We start from the raw sequence: 12,483 nt of genomic DNA, 5'->3' as shown, positions 1-12,483 counted from the left end.
CCCCTACTTCATTGTAGGATAGTTTAGCAAAGCCGCGCGCAACTCAGGGACCAGGATTGGGCCAAATGCGATGATTCACGAGGATGCAGAAGCCGATGCGAATACCCAGATAGGTCGTTGCTGCGAAATTAGTTGCCAAACGAAATCGTCGGCTGGGCGCGCTTCCAGGATCGACACGAACGTGCTAATCCGATCTCGCTGCAGCCTCTGCGAAGGCTCGGGACTCGGAGTCCGGTTGACAGTTGTTAAAGAACAGATTGACGGTTCACGTAGAACTGAAGCAGCGCGAGCTCTACGTCAGTCCGTTCGGGCACCACACAAGGTATACGTCAATTGATACAAGGAACCGCATTGCTTCGACGAATGCTATCGACGGCGAAACGATATATGGGAAAGAGCGCTATCACAGGCATTCAATCTCCGAACCAAAATGACGACGATGTAAAATCGAATTGCATGGTTGTTGGTGAAATGGAAGCTGCTGGTCCACGAGAAAGCGAACAGGAGTTTCAGGTTTTGTTTCTTAGGGACTGGTATTTAAAGGAAAATCCGGACGTTGCCGCGGCTGGAGTCGATGCTTTTGCGCATTTCATGGAGCATGGTGTCGCAGAAGGCCGAAATCCATCCCCATATTTCGATGTCTCATGGTATTTGGATCGCTATGCCGATGTTCGCGATCAAGGGGTAAATCCCGTACTGCATTATCTGCGCCACGGCGCTGCGGAAGGGCGTAATCCCAATGCCTATTTCGACACGGAATGGTACGCAGCAAGCCATGCGGAAGAAATGGTATCCGGATGCAATCCGCTCGTTCATTTCGTCGAGATCGGAGAGGCCCGAGGCGATCGCCCGAGCAAACGATTTGACCCTAAGTTATATCGCCGCCTCAACCCGGAAATTGAGTCCACGGACCTGAGCCCGTTTGCGCACTTCCTGAAGTATGGACAAAGCGAGGGGCGGGCATTTGTCCGTGACGATAATCATTTCGCATACGCATCGGACCTCGCCGACTTTATATCGTCGGTCGCGCCATCGACAAATGGCACCCCCGCCAGCGTAGAAATGGACGTTAGTTCGGTTGAGGCTGCTATGGCAGGGGCGATCGTACAGGGCGCTCAGGCTAGCCTTCAGCGGTTCAAGGCCTCGGGCGAAGGCTTGGGGACGAGTGTTCCGGCATTTCCTGGTGCGCCGTATGTCGCTCGCTTGAACAACGTCCGTCTTATCGCCGGCACACGTTACCTTGTGTGCGATCATGATCTAATTTTGCATGACGAGGAGGCCGCGCTAGGACATCGCGACGACGCCGCGCTAAAGCATCAGCGCGCAAAGCGTCTCGAAAACGGGCAGCTTTTACTGCAGTTTGATGTTCGCCAGGCAGCGTGGATCGAGTCCGGCATCAATGCGATGCATGAGTATTCGAACAATTACTTTCATTTTGTCGCTGAAACACTTCCGCGCCTTGTGTTAGCGGAGGAGGCGGGGATTGCCGAAAACGTCCCGGTTCTGTACGAAGCAAATTTGCACAGAACGATGGTGGATTTGCTGAAATCAGTATGCCCCCCTTCGCGGCCACTTTTGCCTCTAGAACCGGGAACAATTTATTCGGTCGATACCTTGTATCAACTCTCTGACTTGTCCTCGGTTATAGACGCTTACGAAGGCGGCGAACTTGCGACTCAAGCGGTGCTCGACGTCGAGAGAATTCGCAAGGCGATAGCGAAGTGCAAGCCGCATTTTATCGGCGAGTCGTCGCAACGTCGTCGAAAGATTTATGCCGGGCGTTCCTCGAAAAATCGCCACCTTTTGAACCAGCAGAGGCTGGAAAGCGCATTGGTTCAGTTGGGCTTCGAAATTCTGCGGTGCGAAGACCTTGACCTGGAGACACAGATCAGGATTTTCAGCGAGGCCGAAATCGTGATCGCGCCAACCGGTGCACAGGTCACCAATATCGTTTGGTGCCCGCCGGGGACCAGGTGGATCGTACTGGCATCCGACCATCCGCACCATCAGCTTTATCTTTGGGAACTGCTTGGCAGGGTCTCCGGTGCCGCTGTTGAATATTCTCAAGGCCTGCGCGCATTTACTCGCGACGACCGTTATAGCGTGCACGACGACTACACGGTTGATATCGACAAGATCCTGAGCGCGATTTGACAACTTTGATGCTTCTGACCAGAAAATGAGCAATCGTTCTTCGACATCTTTCTCCATCGATGATGCTATTTCGATTATCGATGTTCCGAAAATTAGTGACCCGCGAGGGAACCTTACCTTCATAGAGGGTACGCGACACGTCCCGTTTGACATACAGCGTGTCTACTATCTCTATGACGTCCCCGCCGGTGAGTCGCGAGCGGGCCACGCGCATTACGCACTAAAGCAACTGATCATCGCTGTTTCCGGCAGCTTCGACCTGCTGGTGGATAATGGCCATGAGAGAAAGACAATCACATGTAACAGGCCTTACCAGGGCGTCCTGATGAACTCACTGGTATGGCGCGAACTAACCAACTTCTCGTCAGGTGCGGTTTGTCTGGTCTTGGCTTCCATGCCTTACGAGGAGTCCGATTACATTCGCGATTACGACCGGTTCAAGCAAGTTGTCGAACAACGGAACAAATGATGATCCCCTTTTTTGATTTCAGCGAAGTCCATCGCGAACTCGGCTCACGCCTGACTGCCACCTTCGAAAGTGTCATGAGCCGGGGACACCTGATAATGGGGCAGGAACTCGAGGTGTTCGAAGACGAGTTTGCAAAATACTGTGGCGCGAAGTACTGCGTCGGCGTCGGTAACGGTCTCGATGCGTTGGCACTCGCGCTCAAGGCGCGGGGCATTGGTTCCGGCGACGAGGTGCTCGTTCCTTCGCAAACTTTCATCGCGACGTGGCTCGCCGTGTCCATGGTCGGTGCAACGCCGATTCCGGTCGAAATCGATCCGGCAACTTACAGCATCGATCCGGAGAAGATTGCGGAGAAGTTGTCGTCTCGCACGGCCGCTATTATTCCGGTCCATCTGTACGGCCTTCCCGCCAACATGGGTGCAATTCGCCAGTTGGCCGATACCAACGGCTTGTTCGTCCTCGAAGACGCGGCGCAATCGCACGGTGCGATGTTTGAAAACAAGCGATGCGGCTCACTCGGCGACGCTGCGGCATTCAGCTTTTATCCGACCAAGAATCTTGGTGCGATGGGGGACGGCGGTGCGGTTGTGACCGACGATAAGTCGATCGCGGAAAAGGTTCGCATGCTGCGCAACTATGGCTCAAGGGTGAAGTACGTTCACGAGGTCGTTGGGGGCAATACGCGTCTGGACGAACTGCAAGCGGCGCTGCTTCGACAAAAGCTCCCGTTGCTCGATGGTTGGAACGCAAAGCGTGGCGCGATTGCAAAGCGTTATTCCGAAGGTCTGGCTACGCTTGATGAAATCGTCCTGCCGACGGTCCCCGCGGACCGCACGCATGTATTTCACCTTTACGTTATTCGTTCGAAAAAGCGGGACGCACTTGCTCGCAGTCTCCAGGAGCAAGGCATTGGCAGCGCGGTTCATTATCCGATTCCGCCTCACCTGCACGGGGCCTTTTCGGACAGTGGATTCGCTAAGGGGTCTCTGCCCATCGCCGAGACCGTCGCACTGGAGAGCCTTTCCTTGCCGATGTGGCCGCAGATGCCGTTGGAGTTCGTAGACGCCGTCGTCGACCACATCAAACAGTTTTACGCCAAGGCGTGAAGCGGTAGTCCAGCCACTAATCCGGAAGTCCCTCATCTTGAAGAAGACGTCAGCGCCCCTCGCATCGGTGATCATTCCGATCTACAACCAGGCTCATTTTGTAGTCGAGACGGTTCAGAGCGTCCTGGATCAAACCTACCCGAACGTCGAGGTGATTGTGGTCGATGACGGGTCGAGCGACGATGGGGCGCTGCAACTGACATCTTCGTTTGCGGATCAAATTTCAATTGTTCGTCAACGCAATCTTGGGCCTGGTGCGGCCGTCAATGCGGGGGTGAGGGCGGCTAGTGGCGAGTATGTCGTTCTGTTGGGTGGCGACGACAAGTGCATGCCGGAACGCGTGGAGCACCAGATTGAAATTCTGGAGGGATCCAGCAGCGATATCGTTTTCTGCCGTCCGACGTTGATTGGCGACGCTGGCGAGCAACTATCTGATGATCAAGAGAAAGTATTCTTCAGAAAGGACGTCGCGCCTGTGATCGCGTTGGAAGAGCTTTTTTTCAAAGAGAATTTTCTATGCGCTCCGACCGCGACAATGCGTGCGGATGTCTTTAAAAAACTCGGGCGATTCCATGAAGGCCTGATTCAATTGCAGGACTATGAGTTTTGGTTGAGGGCGCTTGCCCAGGGCCTCACGCTGAAGCTATTTGAGCGCCCGGTTGTAAGCTATCGTCGCCACACGAACAACCTCTCCTCAAACGCTCGGGGCGACGCTGCTGCGGCGGAAATGCCGGTTGTTCTCCTGCGAACGTTGCAGCGAGGAAGCCCGCTGATCGTGCGTGAAGCCTTTGGGAATGTTTTGCCGAAAAATGCGCGGTCAAACGCTCCTTTGAGCGATTTTGAACTCAGCCTAATCCTGTTGGCGCACACCAGGCGAGAGGTCCGTATACGAGGCCTGGAATTTGCAATAGATCTGCTCGAGGATGTGGATTTTTTGCAGAGCCCGATCGCGAACCGGTTGAACACGTTTCGATATATTTATAACTCAATCCGATAGATTGATTAGGTCGACATTGTGGAAAATGATGCCAAATGAGCTTTGATAACCAAAACCCGGAAATAAGGCGCGTCGAGCGCATCATCGGCAACAAGATTGCTCTGCGCGGCGTTGCCATCACCGATGCGGAATTTATCCTCTCACTACGAACGGATCCCAAAAAGAGCGCGTTCTTGTCGTCAGTGAAGGGAGATCTCGAATCCCAGCAGAAGTGGATCGAGAATTACTTGTCGGGCTCCGGGCAAGCTTACTTCATCATTGAGGACGCGAACGGACGAAGCGTCGGCACGGTGCGCGTGTATGGTGCAAGAGAAGATAGCTTTTGCTGGGGCAGTTGGATCGTTGTGGAGGGCGCGCCTACCGCGGTTTCGGTCGAATCGGCGTTGCTTGTCTATAAATTTGGACTAGATCTCCTTGGCTTCAAGTCTGCGCATTTTGAAGTGGATAAACGCAATACTTCCGTTTGGGCATTTCATGAGCGGTTTGGCGCCAAACGCGTAGAGGAAACTGACATCGAATACAAATATGTTATCGATGAATCCTCGATCAGAGCGTCTTTGGACCGCTACAAGCGATTTCTTCCCGGCCAAATTGAGGTTCGTGAAATTTAGCGGACTATTGGCATAGTCACTGACATCGACAGCGAATGGTTGCCTCGAAGTGATACCGATTCACTGGTCTCACCGAGGCAACCGCTATTTTCGAAAGCGCCCGGCCGAAGTGCGGCGTACATGATTTCGTAGTGCACAGCAAAGCCGTCGAAGCAATTATTTCGCGGAAAATACGCCAATTTCGCCGCGCCGTTGCGATGTTTGTAACGTCCAGGTAAGGCATGCCAGAAGCATGCACATCGAGAAACCAAAAATCTTGACGAGGTAGAAATACCGTGCCTCGAACGCTACGAGCGAAAAAACGACAAAAAATGGGCTGAAGAACGACAGGTTAATCCACAATAAAAGTGGCGACCAGCTATGCCTTCGTATTGCAATCTGCAGCGGTACGATAGCAACAGTAAATATAAGAAGAATCGCGTTCCAGACGATGTCCAATTTAGTTGCCGGGAAGCGCAAAATGCCGGTGTTCTTCAAGGATGAAAACCAATATTTTGGAGCAAGGGATATTTTCACCTTCTCCCATTCTGGAAAGTGGCGAACAAATGCGCTAAAGAAAAAATGCGTGTCGGTTTTTCCGCAATACGATGGTTCGAATTTGCAGGACAGATCGCCTCCGCCCTCGATCACGAATCCGCCGTTTTTCTCGAGGAGATATTGGTTCGTGCTCAGGGAGTTTGACGCGACAACGTCCATCGTTTGCACCCAACGGAAAGACCCTGCATCGATCTTGTTGTGGATGCGCCAAGGCAGCATGAGCAGTTGGGCCGTGATGACGAAAGCAATCACGGCGCGTAGCATAAAGCGACGGGCAGTCCGTTGCGCGTCGGATCTTGTGCCGCGTAGACCGATCACAAGCCATGCTGCGAGCGGAATCGCGAGTGCAGTGTAAGCCAGCACAAGTAGTTCAAACTGCGATCGAAAGTAGGCGGCCAGTGCGAGACATATTCCGCCAACAATCGCCCACCGAACCTGACGCCGCTGCAACGCCAACACCACGAGCGTGACGCTGGAAATGAACAGCGACACCGAAAATGTCTCGCCCAGGACGACACCGAGTGGCTCAAGAAGAAACTGGCGGGCCACCGGGAGCAGCAGAATCGACAGCGGCAGTATGGAGGCAGGCAGTGCCCCGATCATGGGCTTCAAAAGCATTCTCTGAAGTAGCATCATTGCGGCAAGACACGCGGATGCCAGGATCTGCAAAATGAGAACGACAGGCGTTTCCGGGCCGAATACCTTCAGTATCGCTCCTTCCAGCAACATGAAGCCCGGCGGCCATAAGTGAATGAGCCACATATTCACAGCCGTAAACCAGCCATGCAGATAAATATCTTTGGCGCCCAACGCGAACGATCCCGGATCGCTCATGTCATGTGTGCCGTCAAGAACGTGATTAATGTCGGCCAGGAAGTGCGGTTGCCCGCCGCCGTCACGCACCGTTAGGCCGATTACAAGTAGAAGAATAAAGGCAATGACGAAATACGCTAACGATTCAGTCTTGGAGGATCGCATTTCCCGCCCGGCGTGTTGTGCAAGTCCGGGTGCTAGCCGAACGCATGATAATCAAAATTTTACGCTGCTGCCGCAGCATTCTGCTTACGCCATACCGGCGTCAGGAAGCCGATGTTGGGCCACCCATCGTTGCAGCACAGGAAACTGGACTACGCGGCTCTGTCTCCGGATCTGTTTCGCCCTCAATGCGCTCTTGCTCGACCACAAGCGGCCGCTTCTGGACATACGTGAGAATGGCGCCGACATATTCCCCTAGCATCCCGATGAAGAAGAGTTGAACGGAGGAAAAGAAGAACAGGCCAATCAGCATTGGAGCGCTTCCCATCGAGAAGCTATCCCAATAAATGAGCTTGAGGACGAAATAGGCAAGTGACACAGCGAGGCTAAGCGCCGAAAGTCCAAAGCCGGTTATGGTTGCAAGCCGCAGCGGCACCTTTGAGTGGGACGTGATGCCCAGCATCGCGATGTCGTACAGCGTATAGAAATTGTTCTTCGATATCCCACGTTTGCGTCGGGGTTGCACGTACGGCAGCCGAACGACTTCGAAGCCAATTTCGCAGATCAGCCCGCGAAAGTAGGGATACGGGTCATCAATCTTGCGCAGAATCTCGATGATCTTGCGATCGTATAGCCCAAAACCCGTGAAGTTCTGAATGAGCTTCACATTGGCGATTCGCGTGACGAACCGGTAATACATGCGGCGAAGTGCGAAGAAGAGGGCTGACTCTTTTGCCTCGGGCTTCACGCCAATCACAATGGGCGACCCCGCCAACCAGGTCGTGACGAACTCGCGCATGAGTTCTGGAGGGTCCTGCAAGTCCGCTACGAGCAGGATGACGGCGTCGCCTTTCGCCTGGAGCAGGCCGTACATGGGAGAGCGAATGTGTCCAAAATTCCTGGCATTGACGATTACGCTAACCGCAGGATCGGTAGCGGCAATGTCGCGCAGCTTGGCAACCGTTGCGTCAGTCGACGCATTGTCGATAAAAAGGTGGTCGTACGTCACCTGCGGGAGGGTGGAAAAGATACGACGCGTCTCGCTATAGACCGCTTCGACGTTCTCTTCTTCGTTGAAACAGGGCGTGACAACTGTAATGTGTTTCATGGGAGGTCGAAGACAAACTGACGATTGAGAGTGAAGGCAAGTAAGCTGAGCGGAACGAGCATGATTGCGTTTGCTACGTACACATTTGCGCCGAGGCGCAAGAGCAAATGCACACTGCCAACATTGACCAGATAGACGATGCAATAAACACCGACGAATCGCCAGAAGCGCGATTGGGGGGCCCCTCCAAACACCATGCGTCCGATGCTCTGGAAATTGAACAGCACGCCGCCGATCGTCGCGAGACCGATGGCGACCGGATACACGACTCCGACGAAAGTCAGAATCGCGAACAATGAGTATCCGAAGCCGGTGTTGAGACCACCGACGACAAAAAAGCGAAGCAATTGGCGGGGGGCTTTCGAGTTTGATCGCGCAGGCTTGAGCGGTTCGTCCACGGAGTCGCCGTTAGATTGCCTTTTAGTCGAATTGGAAGTTTGCATCAAGTGCCTTTCTAATTCGACGTTCGACCGCCTCAGGAGCCAGGCCGTGGCTTTCCATCACGAACGGGTAGTTCCCGCAGACCGTGCTGAATCGCTCGTCAACGCCAATCCTGACGAAGGTGCCAACGAATTGGCCCATCAGGGTTTCGGCAACCGCGCCGCCAAGGCCGCCGCAGATGGAGTGTTCTTCAAACGTGACGATCGCCTCGCGCCCTTGGGCCAGCTTGCGTAAGGTGTGCGCAGGAAATGGCTTGAGACGCGGCACCGCCACCACGTCGGCATTCGTGATGGTGGCAGCAACCTTCTGCGCGAGCTTGACGCCCGAACCGGTCGCGACAAACAGATAGGGGGAGTTGGTGCTACTCACCGGCAGCAAATCGCCGTTAGTCCAGTTCCGGATCGGACCATCGTGTATGTCGCCGAGGTCGGCTTTGCCCATGCGAAGATAGGCCGGTCCGGGATGTGCGGCGATGTGCTCCATGCAAGCTGTCAATTCGAAGCGGTCCGCCGGAGAGTAAATCGAAATCTGCGGCACGGCTCTTAGCGCGGCAATATCTTCGGTGCTTTGATGGCTGGCGCCGAGTTGAGCGTACACGACCCCCGCACCGTCACCGATAAAGGTGACCGGCAAATCCTCGTAGCACACATCAATCTTGATCTGTTCGAGAACCCGAATCGGTACGAACGCGGCGAGACCATAAACGAACGGCCGGAACCCCGCTTTTGCCAACCCAGCCGCAACGCCAACCATGTTCTGCTCGGCAATGCCGCAATTGATGTACTGGTCGGGGCAGTTGCGTCGGAACGCATCGAAGAGCGCGTAACCGTGGTCTCCGGTTAGCAGGAGTACCTTGGGATCCTGCTGTGCGGCGCCGACCAGTGCATCGGAGAAAGCGTCTCTCATGCTTGACCTTGAAGTTCTGCGACAGCGGCCTCGTACGTCTGAGCGTTGAGCCGCGTGTAGTGCCAGATATTGTCGTGTTCCATGAATGACACTCCCTTGCCTTTAACTGTCTTCGCAATCAACGCTTTCGGCCGACCGTTCTTGCGAGTTTTCAGTTTCTGGTACGAGTGATCGATGGCCGTCTCGTCATGGCCATCGACTGTCAGGACGTCAAAATCGAATGCAGAGAATTTTGCGCCAATGTCGCCCAGACTGATGACTTCGTCGGTCGTGCCCATGGCTTGAAAGCCGTTCACGTCGACGATCACTACCAGATTGTCGAGTTTGAACTGAGCGGCAAACAGTGCGGCTTCCCAGATTGTCCCTTCGTTCAGTTCTCCGTCGCCAACTAACGTGTAGCACATCTGGTCTGCATTCTTCATCTTGGCTCCGAGCGCGAGACCAACGCCCACGGGTAAGCCATGACCAAGCGTCCCAGACGTTGCTTCGATGCCTGGAACGTGAGCGTCAGCCAAACCCTTCAACCGTGTTCCGTTCTGGAAGTAACGTGCAATATCGTCGTCAGACAGCCAGCCTATTTCATGCAGGCAAGCGTACTGCGCCATCACACCGTGTCCTTTGCTGAGCACCATGTAGTCGCGGTCGTCGGCGCGCGAATTTTCTGCGTCGAACCGCAAATGGTTTCGATAGAGCACCGCGAGTAGTTCCACAATCGAAAAGGCGCAGCCGATGTGAACCGTTGAGCCCGAGAATGCCATGTCAAGAACGGTCTTGCGGACGCGTCCCGCATCGAATTTTTTCATCCCGTGACCGTCGAGCGGCTCCAGTTAATCGTCTTGGACAATGCCAGGTCCAATGAAGTGGATTCTTCAAGGTTGAGCGTGCACCGCGCTTTCAATGTATCCGGCAGGTACCGGGGCGGCGGCTCGGCGGTGGCAGGGGTTGAGGGTACCGCCGGCGTCACGCAACCACACAAGCGTTCAATCAGGCGAGCGAGGTCCAGAATCGAAATCTCCCGTTCTGAACCGACGTTATAAGCCTGTCCGCGTTCGCCCGAAAGGAGAATTCGCAAGAGCCACACGCAGGCATCTGCCGCGTATAGATAGCTGCGCAGCGGGCGGCCGTCGCCCGTTATGGCGATTTGCCGTGCGGCTAGCGCGTCGCGAATAAAATTGCCTGCCGCAAGCGGCCCGTTCAGGGGGATCGCTGGGCCTACCATGGCAAAAATACGAGCAATGGATACGTGCAGGGCGCTTTGCTGCGCGTAAGCGGTCGCAAGCCACTCCGCTGCACGTTTGCCTTGTCCGTATGCGGTGCGTACGTCGAGCGAATTGGGCGCTCCGGCAAACGTCTCGGGTATGCGTGGCAGATTGGATGGTTGCGCACCATAGACAGCGCCGCTCGAGGTAAGCAGGAAATGCGTTGCGCCGTTAGCTTGGGCGCAATCAAGCACCCTGCGAGTGCCGGTTACGCCAGTGTCGAACATGCGAAGAGCACTCTCGGTCTTCGCTGGATCGGCTACATCGGTCGCAGCATGGATGCAAAGATCGATGGCTCCGATTTTGGTGTCGAAGTCGGTGACGTCGCCTTTCACGAGCGTCACGCCATTTTCGCGAAATAGATAGGGTGCCTGAGCAATAGCACGTTCGGGATCGCGACTCAGTGCGACGACTTCGATTCGACTGCCGCTCACACGATTGGAATGCCGTACCGCCTCCAGGAGCCATGATCCGATGAAACCTGTTCCGCCCGTGATGAAAAGTCGCGCGCGGTCGAAAGCGGACCAAACGTCGGCGGTCCGCTCAACGACGAAATCGAGATCTTCCTGGGGTAACGGCTTTCGCATAGTGTGTGCGTTAGAAGTTCACGCCGAGAAACGTCTCGATTTTTTCAACGACGAAGTCGAGCATTTCACGGCTGAGCCCGGGGTAGACGCCGATCCAGAACGTCTGATTCATGACGATATCGGTGTTTGTCAACTCGCCGCTTACGCGATACTCGAGGCTCGCCATGTACGGCTGGCGAACCAGATTGCCGGCAAACAGCAAACGTGTGCCGATCTTGTTTTGGTCGAGATAAGAGAGTAAATCGACGCGCCGGAATTCGACTTCCGGCTTTAAGGTAATCGGGAAGCCAAACCACGACGGCTCGGAATTCGGTGTCGCGTGCGGCAGTATCAGATAGTCCTTGCAGCTTTGCAGGCGGTCGTGCAGATAGGCAAAATTATCTCGACGCGCCTGAATGAAGCCTTCGAGCCTGTCCATCTGCGCCAGCGCACATGCGGCTTGCATGTCGGTAATCTTGAGGTTATAGCCGAGGTGCGAATACGTATATTTGTGGTCGTAGCCTTCAGGGAGATTCCCCAGCTTCCAGCAGAAGCGCTTGCCGCACGTGTTGTCTTGACCAGGAGCACAGTAGCAATCGCGGCCCCAGTCGCGGAAAGATTCTGCGATGCGCCTCAGGTCCGGGTTATTGGTGAATACCGCACCGCCTTCGCCCATTGTGATGTGGTGAGCGGGATAGAAACTCAGCGTGCCGATATCGCCGAACGTGCCCACAAGTTGACCGTTATAGGTTGCGCCGAGAGCGTCGCAGCAGTCTTCTATGAGCCACAGATTGTGCTTCTTGCAAAGTGCCGCAATGACCTCGAGGTTGTACGGATTGCCAAGCGTATGGGCGAGCATGATCGCTTTGGTCTTCGGCGAGATCGCAGCTTCGATTTTGCTTGCATCGATGTTGTAGGTGCCCAACTCGACGTCGACAAACACAGGTACTGCACCGAATTGCAGAATGGGGTTGACGGTAGTGGGGAAACCCGCAGCGACGCCGATCACCTCGTCACCCTGTCGAATTGCCCGCTCGCCGAGTTGTGGTGATGTGAGCGTTGAAAACGCTACGAGATTGGCGGACGAACCTGAGTTCACCGTAATCAGATGCCTGACGCCGAGATAAGCGGCGAGCTTCTTCTCGAATTCGTCATTGAAACGACCCGTCGTCAGCCACCCGTCGAGGCAGGAATCAACCATCAATTCCATTTCCCTTGCCCCGATAACTTTGCCTGATGGGGGAACAGTAGTTTGTCCCGGTCGAAACGCTTGTGCTTGCGTAGCCAACTCACCGTAATTACGTACGAGTTGGATGATCTGTTCGCGAATTTGATCTTTGTTCATGCGGAGCCA

Annotated in this window: 12 protein-coding genes; 5 read left to right on the top strand and 7 right to left on the bottom strand. The window is 54.7% G+C overall.

The window, feature by feature from the left end; all coding sequences use genetic code 11:
• Positions 1–387: 387 nt before the first annotated feature.
• Genes U5A65_RS27360 through U5A65_RS27340 form a run of 5 tightly spaced genes read left to right on the top strand, consistent with a single transcriptional unit; the run spans position 388 to position 5,337 of the window.
• Entirely contained in the window at positions 388–2,154 is a 1,767-nt protein-coding gene (locus U5A65_RS27360) for a glycosyltransferase family 61 protein (RefSeq protein ID WP_321948503.1), read from the top strand.
• 25 nt (positions 2,155–2,179) lie between these two features.
• Complete coding sequence (locus tag U5A65_RS27355) at positions 2,180–2,623, top strand: FdtA/QdtA family cupin domain-containing protein (RefSeq protein WP_321948502.1); 444 nt, start codon at positions 2,180–2,182, stop codon at positions 2,621–2,623.
• Positions 2,620–3,729 carry a DegT/DnrJ/EryC1/StrS family aminotransferase gene (locus U5A65_RS27350; protein WP_321948501.1) on the top strand — a complete coding sequence of 370 codons (1,110 nt, stop codon included), beginning with the start codon at positions 2,620–2,622 and terminating at the stop codon, positions 3,727–3,729. Before U5A65_RS27355 ends, U5A65_RS27350 begins: the two co-directional genes overlap by 4 nt.
• A 37-nt stretch (positions 3,730–3,766) precedes the next feature.
• Positions 3,767–4,726 (top strand): glycosyltransferase family 2 protein, encoded by a 960-nt coding sequence (locus U5A65_RS27345; protein ID WP_321948500.1) that lies wholly within the window; start codon positions 3,767–3,769, stop codon positions 4,724–4,726.
• 35 nt (positions 4,727–4,761) lie between these two features.
• On the top strand, positions 4,762–5,337 hold the full coding sequence (locus U5A65_RS27340) for a GNAT family N-acetyltransferase (RefSeq protein ID WP_321948499.1): 576 nt from the start codon (positions 4,762–4,764) through the stop codon (positions 5,335–5,337).
• A 156-nt stretch (positions 5,338–5,493) separates the two neighbouring features.
• Here U5A65_RS27340 and U5A65_RS27335 read toward each other — a convergent pair whose 3' ends face one another.
• The 7 genes from U5A65_RS27335 to rfbH form a co-directional block, all read right to left on the bottom strand.
• Positions 5,494–6,852 carry a hypothetical protein gene (locus U5A65_RS27335; RefSeq protein WP_321948498.1) on the bottom strand — a complete coding sequence of 453 codons (1,359 nt, stop codon included), beginning with the start codon at positions 6,850–6,852 and terminating at the stop codon, positions 5,494–5,496.
• Between the two features lie 100 nt (positions 6,853–6,952).
• Positions 6,953–7,957, bottom strand: coding sequence for a glycosyltransferase family 2 protein (locus tag U5A65_RS27330; RefSeq protein ID WP_321948497.1), 1,005 nt, complete (start codon positions 7,955–7,957; stop codon positions 6,953–6,955).
• Positions 7,954–8,355: a GtrA family protein gene (locus U5A65_RS27325; RefSeq protein ID WP_321948496.1), complete on the bottom strand. Its 402-nt coding sequence runs from the start codon at positions 8,353–8,355 to the stop codon at positions 7,954–7,956. Before U5A65_RS27325 ends, U5A65_RS27330 begins: the two co-directional genes overlap by 4 nt.
• A 22-nt stretch (positions 8,356–8,377) precedes the next feature.
• Entirely contained in the window at positions 8,378–9,304 is a 927-nt protein-coding gene (locus U5A65_RS27320; protein WP_321948495.1) for a transketolase family protein, read from the bottom strand.
• Positions 9,301–10,107, bottom strand: a complete 807-nt coding sequence (locus tag U5A65_RS27315; RefSeq protein ID WP_321948494.1) for a transketolase — start codon at positions 10,105–10,107, stop codon at positions 9,301–9,303. The genes U5A65_RS27320 and U5A65_RS27315 overlap by 4 nt, the downstream gene beginning before the upstream one ends.
• Entirely contained in the window at positions 10,104–11,150 is a 1,047-nt protein-coding gene (locus tag U5A65_RS27310; RefSeq protein WP_321948493.1) for an NAD-dependent epimerase/dehydratase family protein, read from the bottom strand. The genes U5A65_RS27315 and U5A65_RS27310 overlap by 4 nt, the downstream gene beginning before the upstream one ends.
• A 10-nt stretch (positions 11,151–11,160) precedes the next feature.
• Complete coding sequence (gene rfbH / locus U5A65_RS27305; protein ID WP_321948492.1) at positions 11,161–12,474, bottom strand: lipopolysaccharide biosynthesis protein RfbH; 1,314 nt, start codon at positions 12,472–12,474, stop codon at positions 11,161–11,163.
• Positions 12,475–12,483 lie beyond the last annotated feature (9 nt).

Source organism: Paraburkholderia sp. J10-1, from assembly GCF_905220165.1.
In the GTDB taxonomy this organism is placed as follows: domain Bacteria; phylum Pseudomonadota; class Gammaproteobacteria; order Burkholderiales; family Burkholderiaceae; genus Paraburkholderia.
Note: the sequence above shows the minus strand (reverse complement) of the source record. Positions and strands in the feature narration are given on the sequence as shown.

Excerpts from the sequence above, each read along its gene's own strand:
- U5A65_RS27310 (WP_321948493.1), bottom strand. The coding sequence starts at position 11,150 with ATGCGAAAGCCGTTACCCCAGGAAGATCTCGATTTCGTCGTTGAGCGG.
- rfbH (WP_321948492.1), bottom strand. The coding sequence starts at position 12,474 with ATGAACAAAGATCAAATTCGCGAACAGATCATCCAACTCGTACGTAAT.
- U5A65_RS27360 (WP_321948503.1), top strand. The coding sequence starts at position 388 with ATGGGAAAGAGCGCTATCACAGGCATTCAATCTCCGAACCAAAATGAC.
- U5A65_RS27340 (WP_321948499.1), top strand. The coding sequence starts at position 4,762 with ATGAGCTTTGATAACCAAAACCCGGAAATAAGGCGCGTCGAGCGCATC.
- U5A65_RS27320 (WP_321948495.1), bottom strand. The coding sequence starts at position 9,304 with ATGAGAGACGCTTTCTCCGATGCACTGGTCGGCGCCGCACAGCAGGAT.
- U5A65_RS27330 (WP_321948497.1), bottom strand. The coding sequence starts at position 7,957 with ATGAAACACATTACAGTTGTCACGCCCTGTTTCAACGAAGAAGAGAAC.
- U5A65_RS27355 (WP_321948502.1), top strand. The coding sequence starts at position 2,180 with ATGAGCAATCGTTCTTCGACATCTTTCTCCATCGATGATGCTATTTCG.
- U5A65_RS27315 (WP_321948494.1), bottom strand. The coding sequence starts at position 10,107 with ATGAAAAAATTCGATGCGGGACGCGTCCGCAAGACCGTTCTTGACATG.
- U5A65_RS27335 (WP_321948498.1), bottom strand. The coding sequence starts at position 6,852 with ATGCGATCCTCCAAGACTGAATCGTTAGCGTATTTCGTCATTGCCTTT.
- U5A65_RS27350 (WP_321948501.1), top strand. The coding sequence starts at position 2,620 with ATGATGATCCCCTTTTTTGATTTCAGCGAAGTCCATCGCGAACTCGGC.